This window comes from Staphylococcus delphini (assembly GCF_900636325.1).
Taxonomy (GTDB): Bacteria; Bacillota; Bacilli; order Staphylococcales; family Staphylococcaceae; genus Staphylococcus; species Staphylococcus delphini.
In genome coordinates this window covers 1,753,903-1,772,607 of the sequence record NZ_LR134263.1, presented here as the reverse complement: position 1 = coordinate 1,772,607, position 18,705 = coordinate 1,753,903, and the positions used below count along the sequence as shown (strand labels likewise).

The following is an 18,705-nucleotide window of genomic DNA, read 5'->3' as shown; positions in this document are numbered from 1 at the left end:
AAATATGATAATTCTGAAAAAATAGCGAACTATTAATATGACTATAAGACAATTGTGAATGGAACGAAGTATTAGGAATGGACGATCAAAATATGATTATGTTAGAGCTTGGTAAATTGTAGAGGAAGCGTTGGTAGTTATTGGGAGTAGTACACACACATATATATATATGTGTATACAACAAAAATTCGTCGTACAGTCCACGCGAAGCTGACAAAACTTTTCAAAGGTGTACATAGAGGGAATAGACAGATACTGTGTTAAAAAGTAGCGAATATAGAAGTTAGAGATCCTATTTTAGTCTTTGATTTTTCCCTCAGGCATCTTGTCTATTTTTGCAATTTGTATCGAAGTGCTCTGAAACAATAAGGAAAACGGATTAAATTACAAAAATCATACTTGCTATTTATTTTAATCGATATTTTCATATTGTACTTTAAGGGGGCTAGGAAATTGAACATCACCCCTTAGCAGCAGCATACACAATATATTATCATTAGTTGTTCTTATTTCACTCAAAAATATATAAATTGTTCAATGGCAAGATACGAAAGATCTGTTCTATGTCCACACTTCATTTTTAACTTTGGGAGTCTTTCTTTCCTATAATACAATGATTTTCACTGATGAAAGTATATGAACGAACGCACACATTGTCTGGTTGATATGAATGATCGCATACTGGAGGAATAAACATGAATGATATTAAAAAGAGATTTTTTAAAAATAATAAAGTCCAGACTATACCTCGTAAAGAGAGTGATAAGATTGCGCTTTTTAAATTTCTGTTGACTGATTTTGATAAAACAAAAGAATATACTGAAATGGAAGTCAATGCCGTTTTGAGAAAATATTATAAGGACTATGCCATACTGCGACGTTATTTAGTGGATTATTCATTATTGAAGAGAGATATTGAAGGTAAGTGTTATAAAGTTGTAGAGGAACAAAACTAAATGACTGATCAAAAAATGTTGACAAAATTATTTATTTTATTTAATGGACTCACTATTTCTGGCATTGCATTATTTTCACCAATACTATATATATTTTTAATTCAAATGGGTTATTCTTATACGGAAGTAGGGATTTATTTATCAGTATTTTGGGGCACATCTGCTATATGTGAATTGCCAGCAGGTATTTTGGCAGACACGATTGGACAGAAAAAAATTGTGGTCTACAGTTGTTTAATCAGGGCGTTAGGATTATTGTTGATGACTACTAATAATTTTGTATTACTAATTTCATCTAGTTTGTTTACCGGTATCGCAGAGGCAATGTTATCAGGTAGTCTTAGTAGTTGGTATATGAATCAACTGGTTGATAAAAATAATGTGAAATTAGACAACGTGTTTTCAAAGGCCTCTTTTTTTAGTGCCTGCTCATCGTTAGTAATTGGATTTATTAGTGCACAATATTTGTTTAAAATTAATACCTTTTTACCAATCATTCTTAGTGTTTGTTTCTTTATAGCTTTGTCGTATATAACTTATAAATACTTACCTGAAAAAAATAGGTCTGTTGAGCGTAAAATTAACAATAGTGTTAAAAAAATCGAGTTTCAATGGTTAAACAATTTTAAAGCACTGTTAGAAATATTTTATTCCAACAAGTTATTGATTTTCATATTATTGATTTTAGTGATACCGAGCATTCTGGATATTGGCCCGTCAAATCAATGGCAAATTGTTTTTAGTGATCAATTAGGCTATATGTGGATTGCTATATCTTTAATTGGTATTTTAACTAACTTGATTATTCCAAAACTACCTAGATTAGGAGATGGAATCAAAGAAATTGTTATTTATATTTTGATTGATATGTTGATTTTATTTTTAGTGACCTATATCAATTTGAGTTTAATATTTTTTATAATTCATATTATGATATTTACAATTACAAGCGTGCGTTTAACAGTGTTTATGCATCAAAAATTAATCAACAGTGATCATTTAAGATCATCATTTATATCCACTTTTTACACTGTTGAAGCGTTTGCGACTATGATGCTATTGCCGCTAAATGGTTTTACCACACAAATATATGATGTTTTTTATGCTTGGAATATTTTTATTTTAATTAGTGCGTTTCTTTTATTTTTTTGCATTATTATCATTTTTAAAAATCGAAAATCAAATATTTTTGACTGAATGATAAGGTTGACTCATCATTATTAATGCTTTATTTAGCTCGACTTGTGTATCGATTTGCCAGTGAAATGTCGCTACAGTTCGGTAGTAGGAATTGTTTGTGAATGACAAGGGTGACCGTTGTGAAATAGAATTTGAATAAAGTCATACGCAAACAATAGTACAGACAATCAAATGTCATGCTATGGCGATGTAGAACGGATGAATCTGCAATAGAATGTCAATAGCGGTTTAAGAATGACGTATGTTTAAACTTTTTTCACTATTATAGTCTTTAAGTCGGTATGAATCGCCTGTAATTTTAAATGCTTTTGAATGGTGAATAAGTCTATCAATAATGGCTGCTGACGCTATCTTGTGACTAAATGCGTCTCCCCAACTAGAAAATGGGATATTCGTCGTTATGATTGTGGAATTCATTTCATATCTGAGTGACATCAATTGATAGAAGAGGTCTGCCTGTTCTTTTGAGATAGGGGTATAGCCTATCTCATCAATGATATAAGATTGTCCAGAAGGCTGAGACTCCTGAGGGATCAGCTGGTCCGGAAATTCCAATTCGGCATCGATCAAGTGTTCATTTAAATCAAGCTGAATTGAGTTGAAGGGCTAGCACCTAGGAAAACAGTAAGAAAACGAAGCCATGATGGCAATCAAAAGCAGAATTAGTGGGGAGAGGGCAAGTTTAACAAAAATACTTCATCAATCGCATCAAAAATTTTTATGCCTACCTCCTTTCCTACGATTTGTTAAGGGCGTGTTAATTAAAAATGACATTACTAAACTAGACCGTCCAATTTTTATTTTTTTAAATAAGGTGTTATGATGTATATGATTATATGGTTTCGTTAGTGTGGTGCTTTCTGATAATCATATAATTTATCATTGACTATCAAGTAGTGAATGGTCTTTAATAAGCGATTGATACTCGCTATTACGGCAGTCTTGTGGGGTTTCCCATGAGGCTGCTCTCTTAATTTGTAATAATAATCCACAATATGGCTTTGATAATGATTTCTTCCCCTAATAATGTTCATAATGATTAAGTACAATAAACGTCTTGCTTTTTTATTTTCTCTTTTGTTGATCGTATCCCTACTTTTTGAAGTTCCTGATTGATACCGTTTAATATCAATACCTACAAATGCATTCAATTGTTTATTTGTTTTAAATTCTCTAATATTACCAAGTTCCCCAATAAGCAATGCAGCTGTGAGTTCTCCGATGCCAGGAATTGAAATAATGTTTATATTTTTCTAGATCTAAAAATCTGTTTGTTATTTAGTTACATACATCAAGTTATATTTAGAAATGATAAGGAGCATAGCGTTTAATGGAGATTGTATATATAAAATTACAATGTAGCCCTCAATATACTTTCGTAATAAATGCAATGCGCGTATAATACATCTATAAAAACATAGGAGCCTATGAGTCATATGTTTTCACCTACAGCTTGTTAAATTTGTAATAGCAGGGGTGATACATATGGTGACGATAATTATACACATAGATATATCTATCTGTTTAAGTATCATTGTCTATTTTTTGATAAAGTATCGTCATAAAAAGACAAAAAAATAACCCCCGTTATCCGCAAAATAACGAGGGTACCTAATAATAGGCTGTAATAGTAAAACATATGTCGAGTTTGGACTCACTTATATGTTGCTATGTTTTTAGCTCCTAATCTTCCCTGACAAAGACGGTTAGGAGTTTTTTCTTTCTTTAATCATAGCATGTGCTTGACATAAATACAAGCATCACAACCAATAAACGCCAGATAGTCATTCAACAATGAACGATTAAGCGTGATACAAAAATCCAAGCACACAAAGTCTAATGAATCATTTTGTGCGCTCTTTTCTCAGTTCTGTAATCTTTAGGAGAGCGATGTACCAGTTTTTTAAATGCCTTTTCAAACACAAAATAATCATTAAAACCGACGAGCTGACTAATGACATTAATAGGGTGATCTGTTTCTCTCAATAGTTGTGTTGCTTTATCGATTCTTGCTTCTAAAATGAACTGTTTTGGGGTTTTGCCGTAGTTATTTTTAAATTTAGTGAATAATTGACTGTTACTAATACCAAAATGAAGTGAAATCTCTTGAATCTTAAGTGGCTTCATATAGTTATTACATATGTATTCATAAATATGATGAATAATATCTTGATGGTTGTTCAAAATAATCATGTCCGTTTGTTTAAATTCATTTTCTAAACAAAAAAGCAGTTCGTATGTTTTACATTTGTACCAATAATCAGACTGCGAAGTATTTTGCTTTGTCGTATAACAAATTTCTTTAATGATATTGACGGCTTTACTGTCTTCATGAAATTTGAGTATGTCTTGATGATTCAGTTGATTGGTTTTTAAAAAATTTTGTAAGTGTGTCCCTTTTAAGCCCACCCAAAAGGTTTTCCAAGGTACATTTTTGTCGCCTTTATACGTTACCTTTTGTCCTCTTTTTAAAATGAAGCCATTAAAATCTTTAGAAGAAAATGTTTTATGATTAATCCTCAGCAAGCCTTTCCCAGTTTCCACAAAATGTAATACAAAAGTTTCAGTAACCGTATAACTATACGTTTGCTCAGGTAAAAACTGTTGAATGCCACATTCGGAGATGACGATATTATCAAAGGATATATCAAAATGTTTCCAAACCTCTCTCATTTTCTCACCTCATTACATTTTTCGACATATTTTTCAAACATTATAACATATGCATATGCGATTCGAACTTCTAAAATAAAAGTATAGAAAGCGCTTTCGTATAAAAAGTACTCAAGTTGAGGCAGCCTCATTCATTAGAGATCGATCTTAAATCATTAAATTTGAATTTATTGAAAAGGAGAAGCTTATGAATAAATTGATTGATGAAAAAATAATGCCTCTTGCTGTGAAGTTTTCTACAAATAAAGTGTTAGTTGCTATTCGTGATGGTCTTTCTCTAACGATGATTCTAGCTATTGTGGGATCCATTTTTATGCTAATTGCGAGCTTGCCGATACCAGGTTGGCCTGAATACTTAGACAAGATTGGTATCAGTCAGTATTTGTGGAAAGGTGTAGACAGTACGTTTAGTTTAGTCGGATTAATCGCGAGTTTTTCGGTGGCCTGGAGTTATGCCAAACAATATCAACAAGATGGGGTAGCAATTGGGATCATTGCACTTTGCTCATTTTTAACAGTGACACCATTTATCAAGACAGATACGGCATCAGGTATTACGTTAGGTTATTTAGGAGCTAAAGGGATGTTCACGGCTATCATTATCGCATTGGTGAGCGTGCACATTTATAAATTCTTTATTGACCGTGATATTAAAATCAAATTGCCGGATAGTGTACCGCCAGCAGTATCACGTTCTTTCGTGGCTATTATTCCTGGTATTGTCATTTTTACGTTATGGCTCAGTATTTACGCGGTATTAGATGCATTCAAACTACCGAATGCGCATGATTTAATTACTACAGCTTTAGGGGGTCCAATTGGTTTTCTTGGTGGCTCAGTGTTTGGTACAGCGATTATCGTTGCGCTCAACAGTTTATTCTGGTTTGTAGGTATTAACGGTGGTAGTGCAGTGAACTCAATTATGGCGCCTGTTTGGTTAGGTAACTTACAAGCGAATATGGAAGCATACAAAGCAAATGAACCTATGCAATATATTTTCACACAACCATTTATGGATAACTATGTTTACATGGGTGGTGGTGGTGCTACTTTAGGTCTTGTGATCGCAATTACAATTATTGCACGTAGAAGAAAAGCAAGTAAACGTACAAAAGCACTTGCACCAATCACATTAGTACCTGGTTTATTTAATATTAATGAACCTGCAATGTTTGGCTTACCTATCGTGTTAAATGTGTTTTTATTAATTCCATTTGTATTAACACCAGTGATCAACCTATTTATTGCCTATTTTGCGACACTTGCTGGTTTAGTACCTTATACGAGAGCGACTGCGACTTGGACGATGCCACCGATTATTTCAGGTTTCTTAACGACTGGAAGTATAAGTGCATCCATACTACAAGCCATTTTAATTGTGATTGATATCTTGATTTATATCGGTTTTTACGCAGCAATTGAAAAGTCATATTTGAAAGAAGAACGAGATAAATAAAACCAATGATTTCAATAAAGTAAGATAAATTTTGAAAGATGTTGAGGTGGATGAAAATGGTAAAACGATTAATTAGTGCAGACACTTCTGAAGTCGCACAAATGACCCCTGAAGAACTTAAGCAGAGTATTAAGGCATCAGAAGGACGTGTTGTATTATCAGAAAATGTGGCAACGAGAAACCCGTGGATTCATGAAGTAACAAATGCAGAAATGGCGGCATCTTTTGGGGCAGATTTAATTTTACTCAATGGTGTCGACGTATTAGATGTCAAAATTGCAGGACTACTCGATATTGAAAACAATCCGATTCAATCTTTAAAACGATTATGTGGTCGTCCGATTGGTGTGAATTTAGAGCCAGTCGATCAAACTGCTGACATGATGGAAGAACGATTTGAATTAGAAGTAGGGCGTACTGCAAGAAAAGAAACGTTTGAAAAGTTGAATGCGCTCGGTATGGATTTTGTGTGTCTTACAGGAAATCCTGGTACGGGTGTGTCCAATGATGCCATTGTCGAAAGTGTCAAACGTGCCAAAAGTTTGTTTGACGGTCTTGTCTTTGCTGGAAAAATGCACAGTGCAGGTGTAGACGAACCGGTTGTCAACTTAGAATTGGTTCAACGTTTAATTGACGCGGGTGCGGATGTCATTCTTGTACCATCCATTGGTAGCGTTCCAGGTATCACATTAGATATGGTGAGTGAAGCGGTTCAACTGTGTCATGCTCATGGTGTACTTGTCATGAGTGCGATTGGGACAAGTCAGGAAAGCGCTACAAAAGAAACAATCCGATTTTTTGGTCTTCAAAACAAAATTGCAGGCGTAGATATTCAACATATTGGTGATGCGGGTTACGGTGGGTTAGCGCCAGTAGAAAATATTTATGAGCTTGGTGTTGCCATCAGAGGTTTACGTCATACCGTTTCAAAGATGACACGTTCGATTTTAAGATAACCATTGATATCAAGGAGGAAACATCATGAAAACAATTCTTTTAGCATGTGCAGCAGGGATGAGTACGAGTATGCTCGTGCAACGTATGGAAAAGGCAGCGCAAGACATGGAAGGTGACTATCAAATCTATGCCGTTTCTGTGCCTGAAGTTGATAAAGAAGTGGAACAAAATGACATTGATATTGTACTATTAGGGCCTCAAGTGAGATACGAAGAAAGAAAACTAAAAGAAAAATTAGATCCTAAAAATATTCCGCTTCGTGTGATTGATATGGCTGATTATGGCATGATGAATGGTCAATCCGTATTAGAAAAAGCATTAGATATCATCGGGTGATCATGATGGAAGAGAAAAATCTGGAAACTGTCATGCAGCTTATCATTCATAGTGGTAATGCAAAATCCTATGCGATGGAAGCGATACACGTCGTTAAAGAAGGAAAGAAAGAACTAGCGTTTGAAAAGCTGAGAGAAGCAGAGAAAACGATTGTAGAAGCGCATCGTTATCAAACGGAAATGTTAACGAAAGAAGCGAGCGGTGAAAAAACAGATGTCTCACTCCTTGTCGTGCACAGTCAAGATCATTTAATGACTGCAATGAATTTCATCGAGTTAGCGAAAGAAATCGTAACATTGTATGATAAATTAGATTGATAAAAGGAAAAAGAGCTGAGTTATGACTCAGCTCTTTTTTTAACATCAAAATAAAAAGACAAAAAATAACCCCCCGTTATTTGTGAGATAACGAGGGTACCTAAAAATAGGCTGTAATAGTAAAACATATGTCGAGCCTGAACGCACTTATATGTTGCTATGTTTTTAGCTCCTAATCACCCCTAAGAAAGTTGGTTAGGAGTTTTTTCTTTTTTTAATCATAGCATGTGCTTGACATAAATACAAGCATTGCACAGGTAAAATGACAATTGTTAACAAGCAAAATACACTTTCCACAGCGTCTTTTGAAAATGAATGCAAACAAATCATCTTTCGCACACAGTTTCATTGACGCCTCTTCCTCCTCTCCTTTATAATGATGTATTGAGGATAATGCTACGACACTATGTTGAAAGGAGGCACATGATATGAATATGCGTGCAGAACGTGTTGGCGAACAAATGAAAAAAGAATTAATGGATATTATTAATAACAAATTAAAAGATCCAAGAGTCGGTTTTCTAACGATTACAGATGTACAGCCAACTAACGATTTATCATTAGCAAAGGTTTATTTAACAGTACTTGGTAGTGATAAAGAACGCGAAAATACATTCAAAGGTCTTGAAAAGGCAAAAGGGTTCATTAAATCTGAAATTGGTCAGCGTATGCGACTTAGAATTGTCCCTGATTTGCAATTTGAATATGATGAATCGATTGAATATGGGAACCGTATCGAACGATTGATTCAAGATTTAAATCATAACGACTAACAATGTGTGCTAGAGTGCGTGAGATGATCTGCAATTGTAGAGTCCACGTAGTCTAGCTTATTTTATGAAAAGGAGTGTTGGTGGATGTATCATGGTATTTTACCTGTCTATAAAGAACGAGGATTGACGAGCCACGATGTCGTTTTTAAATTGCGCAAAATTTTAAAGACGAAAAAAATAGGCCATACAGGGACATTAGATCCTGAAGTGGATGGCGTCCTTCCTATTTGTATCGGTCAAGCGACAAAAGTGAGCGATTATGTGATGGAAATGGGTAAAACGTATCGCGCTGAAGTGACGTTAGGTTTTTCAACGACGACAGAAGATCAAACGGGTGACGTCTTGGCGCGTGAAATCGTTACAGCTGACCAATTCGATGCCCATCAAGTCGATGCAGTGTTACACGCATTTAAAGGGTGGACAACGCAAATTCCACCAATGTATTCGTCTGTAAAAGTGAACGGTAAAAAATTGTATGAATACGCACGCAATGGTGAAACGGTGGAACGTCCGGCACGTCAAATTCATATTTCGCACATTGCACGGATTTCGGACTTAGTTTTTGAAAATGACACTGCACGTTTTTCAATAGAAGTGACTTGTGGCAAAGGGACGTATATACGCACACTCGCAACGGATATTGGCCGTGCACTTCATGTACCAGCGCATATGTCATTGCTCACGCGCACGATGAGTGGTGGCTTCAGTTTAAACCAGGCACTCACCTTAGCATCGATTGAACAAGCGCATCTTGATGACACACTCCAAAATCAATTATTACCACTTGCATACGGCTTGAAAGGACTTCCATCTTTCCATGTTCAAAATGAAAGTGATAAAATAAAGATAAAGAATGGACAAAAGTTTGCTCAAGGTTATTTTAATGTTCCATTTGAGCAGCAACTTGTCATGATTGATAGTGACAATGACGATGTATTAGCAATTTATGAAGTACATCCATCACGACAAGATGAAATTAAACCGAAAAAGGTATTTAATTAAAAGGAGACTTGGTTATGGAAGTTATCGAAATTACACATCCTATTCAAGCTGAACAATATATTCAAGAGGATGTAGCGATGGCTCTTGGCTTTTTCGATGGGCTACACAGAGGGCATCAAGCATTATTTGATGAATTAGATCGGGTGGCAAAGGAGAAGGATCTGAAGAAAGCGGTCATGACTTTTGACCCACATCCGTCAGTCGTGTTAAATCCTAAACAAAAACGCACGACTTATATTACGCCGTTAGATGATAAAATTGAATTATTAGGCGAACAAAATATTGATTATTGTCTTGTTGTGAATTTTTCTTCACGATTTGCGGAAGTGACACCTGATGAATTTGTGCAAGACTATTTAGTGAAAAATCATGCCCGTGTCATTATTGCTGGGTTTGATTTTACATTTGGTAAGTATGGCAAAGGAAATATGGCGATGCTTCAAGAATATCAAGATCAATTTGAAAGTATCACAATTGGCAAGCAAGATTTGAATCGTGAAAAAATTTCAACAACTGCGATTCGTGAAGCATTGAAAACAGGTCATCTTGCGAAAGCGAACGAACAATTAGGTTACCGTTACCGTATGAAAGGAACTGTCGTACAAGGGGAAAAGCGCGGTCGTACGATTGGTTTCCCGACAGCGAATATTGAACCTAGTGATGACTATGTTTGGCCAACGCTCGGTGTTTATGCGGTCAGTATGACGATTGGTTCAAGTGATCATATTTATCGTGGTGTCGCGAACATTGGTGTGAAGCCGACGTTCCACGATGATTTACCACAAGCTGTCATTGAAGTGAATATTTTTGATTTTGCGGAAAATATTTATGGCGAACGTGTCACAATTTATTGGCACCACTACATCCGACCAGAGTTGAAATTCGATGGGATTGACCCACTTGTTGCGCAAATGAACGATGACAAAGCACGCGCCAAACATTTATTAGCGGTTGATTTTGGTGACGATGTATCATATAATGTATAAGTCTAATAAAGATTAGCACACGACCTTTATCTTGGTAGGTTGAAACTCCGACGCCTGACTCAGATAAAGGCACGAAAAATTTAAAGGAGGAAATTGACAAATGGCAATTTCACAAGAACGTAAAAACGAATTAATCAAAGAATACCGTACACACGAAACTGACACTGGTTCACCAGAAGTTCAAATCGCTGTGTTAACTGCAGAAATCACTGCATTAAACGATCACTTACGTATTCACAAAAAAGACCACCATTCACGTCGTGGTTTATTAAAAATGGTAGGACGTCGTCGTCACTTATTAAACTACTTACGTGACAAAGACATCCAACGTTACCGTGAATTAATCAAGTCATTAGGTATCCGTCGTTAATTTTAATTATTGCGCACGTACTAGTGGCATTACAGGAAGGAGCTGGGACATTTATCGTATCCGGCTCCTTTTTTAACTATTAAAAGATGATTATGTAAGATATAATTGAAATGTAAAAGGCTACGAAATGTTTAAAGAGGTAGGAGAGGAGATTTATAATGTCTCAAGAAAAGAAGGTTTTTAAGACGGAATGGGCAAACCAGCCGTTAACAATAGAAACAGGACAACTCGCAAAACAAGCGAATGGTGCTGTACTCGTACGCTACGGAGACACAGTTGTCTTATCTACAGCGACAGCATCAAAAGAACCACGTGATGGCGACTTTTTCCCATTAACTGTCAACTATGAGGAAAAAATGTATGCCGCGGGTAAAATTCCAGGTGGTTTCAAAAAGCGTGAAGGACGTCCAGGTGATGAAGCGACATTGACTGCACGTTTAATTGACCGTCCTATCCGTCCATTATTCCCAGATGGCTATCGTCATGATGTCCAAATCATTAATACTGTATTGAGTGCGGATCCTAACTGTTCACCTGAAATGGCAGCGATGATCGGTTCATCAATGGCGTTAAGTGTATCAGATATTCCATTCCAAGGCCCAATTGCGGGTGTGAATGTCGGCTATGTTGATGGCGAATATGTCATTAACCCGAATTTAGAACAACGCGAAAAGTCACGTCTTGATTTAGAAGTAGCCGGTCATAAAGATGCGGTGAACATGGTTGAAGCGGGTGCGAGTGAAATTACTGAAGCAGAAATGTTAGAAGCGATTTTATTTGGCCATGAAGAAATCAAACGTTTATGTGCATTCCAAGAAGAAATTATTGCGCATTTACAGCCTGAAAAACGTGAATTTATTCCTGAAGAGAAAAATCAAACACTCATCGATTCAGTGACGCAAATGACAAAAGATGAGAACTTGAATGGTGCGATTCAAACGTTCGACAAACAAGAGCGTGACGCGAATCTTGATGCGATTAAAGAACGTATTTTAGCGAACTTTGAAAACGAAGAAGATCCTGAAAATGAAGCGTTATTAAAAGAAGTTGGCACCATTATTAATACGTTAATTAAAGATGAAGTGCGCCGTTTAATTGCGGATGAAAAAATTCGTCCAGACGGTCGTAAACCTGACGAAATCCGTCCATTATCATCAGAAGTGGGCTTATTACCACGTGCACACGGTTCAGGATTGTTTACACGTGGACAAACTCAAGCCTTGTCAGTGTTAACGTTAGGTTCTATTTCTGAATATCAAATTATCGATGGTTTAGGTGAAGAAGAGCACAAACGCTTCATGCATCACTACAACTTCCCGAACTTCTCAGTAGGTGAGACAGGTCCGGTACGTGCACCAGGTCGTCGTGAAATTGGTCACGGTGCGTTAGGTGAGCGTGCATTAAAATACATTATTCCAGATGAGAAGACGTTCCCTTACACAGTGCGTATCGTTAGTGAAGTGCTAGAGTCTAACGGTTCTTCATCACAAGCGTCTATCTGTGGTTCAACTTTAGCGTTAATGGATGCGGGTGTGCCGATTAAAGCACCGGTTGCAGGGATTGCGATGGGTCTTGTGACGCGCGAAGAAAGCTATACGATTTTAACAGATATTCAAGGTATGGAAGATGCGCTTGGCGATATGGACTTCAAAGTTGCAGGTACGACTGAAGGGATTACTGCGATTCAAATGGACATTAAAATCGATGGCTTAACGAAAGAGGTCATTGAAGAAGCGTTAGAACAAGCGCGTAAAGGTCGTTTAGCTATTTTAGAGCATATGATGCAAACGATTGACCAACCAAGAAAAGAATTGAGTGCTTATGCGCCTAAAGTAGAAATCATGCAAATTAAACCTGAAAAAATCCGCGATGTCATCGGACCAGGTGGTAAACAAATCAACGAAATCATTGATGCGACAGGTGTTAAACTTGATATCGAACAAGATGGTACAGTTTACATCGGTTCAACTGAGCAAAACATGATCAATCAAGCCCGTGCATGGATTGAAAGTATCGTGCGTGAAGCAGAAGTCGGTCAAGTGTATGATGCGAAAGTAAAACGTATTGAAAAATTCGGTGCGTTTGTTGAACTGTTCCCAGGTAAAGATGCATTAGTTCACATTTCACAAATTTCGAACGAACGCATTAATAAAGTGGAAGATGTGTTAAACATCGGTGATACACTGAAAGTCAAAGTGACTGAGATCGATAAACAAGGTCGTGTGAACGCTTCTCACAAAGTGTTGCTTTAAAATTAAAAACATGATATTTGAATAGATGAACTTAAAAAACAGAAGTAGATGTGACGTATGAGCATTGACTTCTGTTTTTTGCATAGTGAGAAACAATTATGAGGAGCGTGGTCTGTTTGAGGAAAATTAACATTTTGTCAGGGATGCTCATTCTTATCCTATTATTCGGTGGGATTTTGCTGAATTTTATACAGCACTCTGAATCGATAGTGGTAATGTATAACGTGATTGCATTTGTCATCATTGCGTTACTTTTTTGGTATGCATCTCGGAATTGAGGATTGCTTTGAAATAGCAACCAATGCTTAAGACGAATCGTAATACTTTGATACATATTTTTTATGTAAATGTATCATTTGTACAGTCACCTCAATCATTTATCGTGTATACAAAATCCTCAACCTGTCCTCCGCGAAATACTTTAATAGTGTACAGAGTTTCCATTATCCACTATAATAAAATATGAATGTAAAATGGACGGGCTATATTTATTAGGAGGTAAAATTTTGAATTTAGTAAAGAAGAAAAATAAAGACATACGCATTATCCCCCTCGGTGGCGTAGGAGAAATCGCCAAAAACATGTATATCGTCGAAGTTGACGATGAAATGTTTATGCTGGATGCAGGACTGAAGTTTCCTGAAGATGAAATGTTAGGGATTGATATCGTCATTCCTGACATTCAATATGTATTAGAAAACAAACATAAATTAAAAGGGATTTTCTTAACACACGGTCACGAGCATGCGATTGGGGCAGTTTCATATATTTTAGAACAAGTGGAAGCACCTGTATACGGTTCTAAATTAACGATTGGTTTAGTGAAAGAAAATTTAAAAGCACGTCAAATTAATAAAAAAATCCGTTATTATGTGGTGAATAATGAATCTGTCATGCGCTTTAAAGGTGTAAACGTTACATTTTTTAATACGACGCACAGTATTCCAGATAGTTTAGGTGTATGTATTCATACGTCATACGGCGCAATCGTGTATACAGGTGAGTTTAAATTCGACCAAAGTTTACACGGTCATTATGCACCTGACATGAAGAAAATGGCTGAACTCGGTGAAGACGGTGTGTTCGCGTTATTGAGTGATTCAACTGAAGCTGAGAAGCCGGGTTACAATACCCCTGAAAATGTCATTGAAAGTCACATGTTTGATGCATTTGCGAAAGTGACAGGTCGTTTAATCGTGTCATGTTATGCATCTAACTTTATTCGTATTCAACAAGTATTAAATATCGCCAATAGATTAAATAGAAAAGTATCATTTTTAGGCCGTTCATTAGAAAGTTCATTTAGTATTGCACGTAAGATGGGCTATTTCAACATTCCAAAAGATCTATTAATTCCTATGAGCGAAGTTGAAAATTATCCGAAAAATGAAGTGATTATCATTGCGACAGGGATGCAAGGTGAACCAGTTGAAGCATTAAGTCAAATGGCACGTCAAAAACATAAAATTATGAACATCCAAAAAGGCGATTCTGTATTTCTTGCGATTACCGCTTCAGCCAATATGGAAGTGATTATCGGTAACACGTTAAATGAACTTGTTCGTGCGGGCGCCCACATTATCCCGAACAACAAAAAACTTCATGCGTCAAGTCACGGTTGTATGGAAGAGTTAAAGCTCATGCTAAATATGATGAAACCTGAATATTTCATTCCAATTCAAGGTGAGTTTAAAATGCAGATCGCACATGCAAAATTAGCGAGTGAAGCGGGAGTGAACCCAGAAAAGATTTTCTTAGCTGAAGCTGGTGATGTAATTCATTATGATGGTCAAGACATGAGCTTGAATGAAAAAGTGAATGCAGGTAATGTACTTATCGATGGTATTGGTGTCGGCGATGTCGGTAATATTGTGTTACGTGATCGTCATTTACTTGCAGAAGATGGTATTTTTATCGCTGTCGTTACGTTGGATCCTAAAAATAGAAGAATTGCAGCCGGACCTGAAATTCAATCGAGAGGTTTTGTTTACGTCCGTGAAAGTGAAGCGTTATTGAAAGAAGCAGAAGAAAAAGTGCGTGAAATTGTTGAAGCAGGATTGCAAGAAAAACGTATTGAATGGTCTGAAATGAAACAAAATATGCGTGATCAAGTGAGTAAGTTACTCTTTGAAAGTACGCGTAGACGACCGATGATTATTCCTGTGATTTCAGAAATATAGTTTTAAAATCAGTGTGAAGTTCAAACAAGAAAACGAATCTTACTCTTTGAAAGGCACGCCATTTTAAAGAGGAGATTCGCTTTTTTCATCATACAGGTGGATGACATTATTTTTAGAAAGTAGAAGGTGACGAAGCATGGCGCAAACCAAGAAAAGGAAATCCCAAACGACGCGCAACAGAAAGCGTACTTCGAAAAAGAAACAAAACGATACGCCTATTCGATTTATACTCGCTATTGTGATGGTGATTGTCATCATGTTAGGCGTGTTTCAACTCGGCCTCGTTGGAATTGCCATTGATAGCTTTTTAAATTACTTATTTGGTTTAACACGTTATCTTACATACTTTTTACTCTTATTAGCGATTGGTTTTATCGCATATAATGGCAAATTACCTAAAACGCGACGATTGACGGGTTCTATCGTCTTACAAGTTGCGCTCTTGTTTGTTGCACAAATATACTTTATGGCAACAGGTGGTGCGAGAGCAAAACGTGAGCCTGTTTTAACTTACGTCTTTCAAAGTTATGATGCGACTGAACATATGCAATTTGGGGGAGGCTTATTCGGGTTTTATTTGGTACATCTCTTACTCCCACTCGTCTCACTAGCTGGTGTCGTCTTACTTACACTGGTGTTACTTATTTCTAGTGGTATTTTATTACTGAAAAAGCGCCATCGTGATGTGGCCAAAATATGGTTAGAACAGTTTAAACATTCTACAGCCGCATCTTATGAAAAGGTAAAGACACACCAATCTGAACGCCGAATGTCCAGAAAAGAGAAAAAAGAACAGAAGAGATTGGCACGTGAACAACAACGTGAAGCAGAACCGAAAGATGTGTCAGACTTTCTTGAAGTCAACCTTCCAGAAGATGAACCGACTGATTATCCATCGATTCCAATTTTTGGTCATCAATCAGCGGAAGTGGAAAAACAAAGTCAAGCAATGCAAACACGGCCAACGCCACCCCCTCAACCTGATATACCTCAGCGTAATCAAGCGGCGTCAAGTGATCAGAGGGGGGATATAGAAACCGATGAATCAGTAGGCAGTATCGCTGAAGCTGGAGCAGCAGAAAATCAACAATATAAAATCCCGCCATTGACGTTATTGAATGAACCAAAACATCAACAAACGACCTCTAAAGCGGAAGTTCAACGCAAAGGGAAATTACTCGAAACGACAATGAAAAATTTTGGTGTGGATGCGAAAGTGACCCAAATTAAAATCGGACCAGCAGTCACACAATATGAAGTTCAACCTGCACAAGGGGTTAAAGTAAGCCGTATTGTCAACTTGCATAACGATATTGCACTTGCACTTGCAGCTCAAGATATTCGGATTGAAGCGCCTATTCCAGGTAAATCGGCTGTAGGAATTGAGGTGCCGAATCAAAAGGTTGCCATTGTCACGTTAAAAGAAGTATTGGATGAAAAATTCCCAGCTAAAAATAAATTAGAAGTGGCATTAGGGCGAGACATTTCAGGTGAACCGATTACGGCAGAACTGAATAAAATGCCGCATTTATTAGTCGCAGGTTCGACAGGGAGTGGTAAGTCGGTTTGTATTAACGGTATCATTACGAGTATTTTGTTGAATGCTAAGCCACATGAAGTTAAGCTCATGATGATCGACCCTAAAATGGTAGAATTAAATGTGTACAACGGTATTCCGCATTTATTAACACCAGTCGTTACCAATCCACACAAAGCTGCACAAGCACTTGAAAAAGTTGTGGCAGAAATGGAAAGACGTTACGATTTATTCCAACATTCTGGGACGCGAAATATCGAAGGTTATAATGACTTTATTACGCGAAAAAATAAAGAGCTTGGAGAAAAAGAGGCGTTATTACCTTATATTGTGGTCATAGTCGATGAGTTAGCTGACTTAATGATGGTGGCAGGTAAAGATGTTGAAACGGCCATTACACGTATTACACAAATGGCACGTGCTGCAGGGATTCATTTGATTATCGCAACACAACGTCCGTCAGTCGACGTCATTACCGGCTTGATTAAGAACAATATCCCATCTCGTATCGCATTTGCGGTGAGTTCGCAAACAGACTCTCGTACAATCATTGATAGTGGTGGTGCTGAGAAACTGCTAGGTAAAGGAGATATGCTCTTCATTAAAAATGGCGGTTCGACGAGAACACGTGTCCAAGGTGCCTTTTTAAGTGACCAAGAGGTACAAACGATTGTCGATTACGTCGTGGCACAACAAAAGGCCAATTATGTGAAAGAGATGGAACCCGATGCTGTAACTGAAGGCAGTACAGATAGTGAAAGTGATGATCCACTCTATAACGAGGCTTATTTATTCGTCCTTGAACAACAAAAAGCAAGTACGTCTTTGCTTCAACGCCAGTTTAGAATTGGTTATAATCGTGCATCAAGAATTATGGATGATTTAGAACGTAATCAAGTGATTGGCCCGCAAAAAGGCAGTAAACCGAGACAGATTTTAGTTGATTTAAATGATGGAGAGGTGTAACCCATATGTCCGTAAATCCCGACGTTAATATTGTAAAAGAATGGATTCTTAAAGAAATAGAGGCCAAAAACATTAAACCTGGTGAATCATTACCAGGTTTATTGACCATTGCGCGTCAACTCAATGTTACTACAGACAATGTCCAAGTGGCGATTCATGAACTGGTGACTGAACAAATTATTACACAAAATTTTGAAGAAGGCGCACGTGTTAAAATTCCGCAACCCTTTTTCTATCCTTTAGACGAATTGATGAGCATTGGCCGGATGATTTCTGATAAAGGGTATGAAAGTGGAACGGTATTTTTAAGTCTTGATGAAGAAATCGCTTCTCTCGACGACTGTAAAGTGATGCAGTTAGAACCGAATTCGACCATTACAGTGATTGAACGTATCCGCACTGCAAATAGTCAACCTGTTGTCTATTGTTTAGATAAAGTTACGACCAACGTACTATCTCATTTTGGGACGCATAATCAACAAACGTCTATTTTAAAAGCAATTGAAGCTGAAAGTCATCAAACGATTGCTTATGCTGAAACTGAAATGGAAGCGATTAGTTATGAACCTTATATTTCAGACGCACTAGAAGCAGACCCACAAGACGGGCTCATGTTATTGAGACAAGTCCACTACACAGAAGACGGCACGCCGATACTCTATTCTTTAAATTATTTTAAAAGTAGCTTAGTAAAGTTTCGGACAATTCGAAAACGTCTATAAAGATATTAAAACAATTGTTAAA

At 36.9% G+C, this 18,705-nt stretch carries 16 protein-coding genes and 1 pseudogene; 14 read left to right on the top strand and 3 right to left on the bottom strand.

The genetic code is table 11. The features are described 5' to 3' along the window. Positions 1 to 695: 695 nt before the first annotated feature. Positions 696 to 956 carry a DUF2087 domain-containing protein gene (locus EL101_RS08410; RefSeq protein ID WP_096597908.1) on the top strand — a complete coding sequence of 87 codons (261 nt, stop codon included), beginning with the start codon at positions 696 to 698 and terminating at the stop codon, positions 954 to 956. After that, on the top strand, positions 957 to 2,153 hold the full coding sequence (locus EL101_RS08405) for an MFS transporter (RefSeq protein ID WP_096597906.1): 1,197 nt from the start codon (positions 957 to 959) through the stop codon (positions 2,151 to 2,153). Between the two features lie 231 nt (positions 2,154 to 2,384). Here EL101_RS08405 and EL101_RS08400 read toward each other — a convergent pair whose 3' ends face one another. From EL101_RS08400 to EL101_RS08390, 3 genes and pseudogenes are all read right to left on the bottom strand, one after another. Further along, positions 2,385 to 2,711 (bottom strand): ATP-binding protein, encoded by a 327-nt coding sequence (locus tag EL101_RS08400; protein WP_241971461.1) that lies wholly within the window; start codon positions 2,709 to 2,711, stop codon positions 2,385 to 2,387. 290 nt (positions 2,712 to 3,001) lie between these two features. Next, a pseudogene (locus EL101_RS08395) lies at positions 3,002 to 3,400 on the bottom strand (transposase); the annotation flags it as partial. 592 nt (positions 3,401 to 3,992) lie between these two features. Next, a complete protein-coding gene (locus EL101_RS08390) occupies positions 3,993 to 4,829 on the bottom strand; it encodes an AraC family transcriptional regulator (protein WP_096597904.1) in 837 nt (278 codons plus the stop codon). A 187-nt stretch (positions 4,830 to 5,016) separates the two neighbouring features. Here EL101_RS08390 and EL101_RS08385 point away from each other — a divergent pair, with 187 nt between their 5' ends. The 12 genes from EL101_RS08385 to EL101_RS08325 all read left to right on the top strand — a co-directional run bounded on the left by EL101_RS08385 (position 5,017) and on the right by EL101_RS08325 (position 18,683). Next, entirely contained in the window at positions 5,017 to 6,285 is a 1,269-nt protein-coding gene (locus EL101_RS08385; protein WP_096597902.1) for a PTS sugar transporter subunit IIC, read from the top strand. Positions 6,286 to 6,341: 56 nt separating this feature from the next. Beyond that, on the top strand, positions 6,342 to 7,241 hold the full coding sequence (locus tag EL101_RS08380; RefSeq protein WP_096597900.1) for a DUF7916 family protein: 900 nt from the start codon (positions 6,342 to 6,344) through the stop codon (positions 7,239 to 7,241). Between the two features lie 25 nt (positions 7,242 to 7,266). Then, positions 7,267 to 7,578, top strand: a complete 312-nt coding sequence (locus EL101_RS08375; RefSeq protein ID WP_096593221.1) for a PTS sugar transporter subunit IIB — start codon at positions 7,267 to 7,269, stop codon at positions 7,576 to 7,578. 5 nt (positions 7,579 to 7,583) lie between these two features. Then, positions 7,584 to 7,895 carry a PTS sugar transporter subunit IIA gene (locus EL101_RS08370; protein WP_096597898.1) on the top strand — a complete coding sequence of 104 codons (312 nt, stop codon included), beginning with the start codon at positions 7,584 to 7,586 and terminating at the stop codon, positions 7,893 to 7,895. A gap of 428 nt (positions 7,896 to 8,323) precedes the next feature. Continuing rightward, the gene (gene rbfA / locus EL101_RS08365) at positions 8,324 to 8,668 is read left to right on the top strand and encodes a 30S ribosome-binding factor RbfA (protein WP_014614065.1); all 345 of its coding nucleotides are present in this window, start codon (positions 8,324 to 8,326) and stop codon (positions 8,666 to 8,668) included. Positions 8,669 to 8,752: 84 nt separating this feature from the next. Next, the gene (gene truB, locus EL101_RS08360; RefSeq protein WP_096597896.1) at positions 8,753 to 9,670 is read left to right on the top strand and encodes a tRNA pseudouridine(55) synthase TruB; all 918 of its coding nucleotides are present in this window, start codon (positions 8,753 to 8,755) and stop codon (positions 9,668 to 9,670) included. A gap of 14 nt (positions 9,671 to 9,684) precedes the next feature. Beyond that, on the top strand, positions 9,685 to 10,656 hold the full coding sequence (gene ribF / locus EL101_RS08355) for a riboflavin biosynthesis protein RibF (RefSeq protein ID WP_096554952.1): 972 nt from the start codon (positions 9,685 to 9,687) through the stop codon (positions 10,654 to 10,656). Between the two features lie 100 nt (positions 10,657 to 10,756). Next, complete coding sequence (rpsO, locus tag EL101_RS08350) at positions 10,757 to 11,026, top strand: 30S ribosomal protein S15 (RefSeq protein ID WP_014614062.1); 270 nt, start codon at positions 10,757 to 10,759, stop codon at positions 11,024 to 11,026. Positions 11,027 to 11,184: 158 nt separating this feature from the next. Then, positions 11,185 to 13,278, top strand: a complete 2,094-nt coding sequence (gene pnp, locus EL101_RS08345; RefSeq protein WP_096597894.1) for a polyribonucleotide nucleotidyltransferase — start codon at positions 11,185 to 11,187, stop codon at positions 13,276 to 13,278. A 506-nt stretch (positions 13,279 to 13,784) separates the two neighbouring features. After that, positions 13,785 to 15,458, top strand: a complete 1,674-nt coding sequence (gene rnjB, locus EL101_RS08335; protein ID WP_096597892.1) for a ribonuclease J2 — start codon at positions 13,785 to 13,787, stop codon at positions 15,456 to 15,458. A gap of 136 nt (positions 15,459 to 15,594) precedes the next feature. After that, positions 15,595 to 17,961 carry a DNA translocase FtsK gene (locus EL101_RS08330; RefSeq protein WP_096597890.1) on the top strand — a complete coding sequence of 789 codons (2,367 nt, stop codon included), beginning with the start codon at positions 15,595 to 15,597 and terminating at the stop codon, positions 17,959 to 17,961. 5 nt (positions 17,962 to 17,966) lie between these two features. Further along, positions 17,967 to 18,683, top strand: coding sequence for a GntR family transcriptional regulator (locus EL101_RS08325; RefSeq protein ID WP_096597888.1), 717 nt, complete (start codon positions 17,967 to 17,969; stop codon positions 18,681 to 18,683). The last annotated feature ends 22 nt before the right edge of the window (positions 18,684 to 18,705 follow it).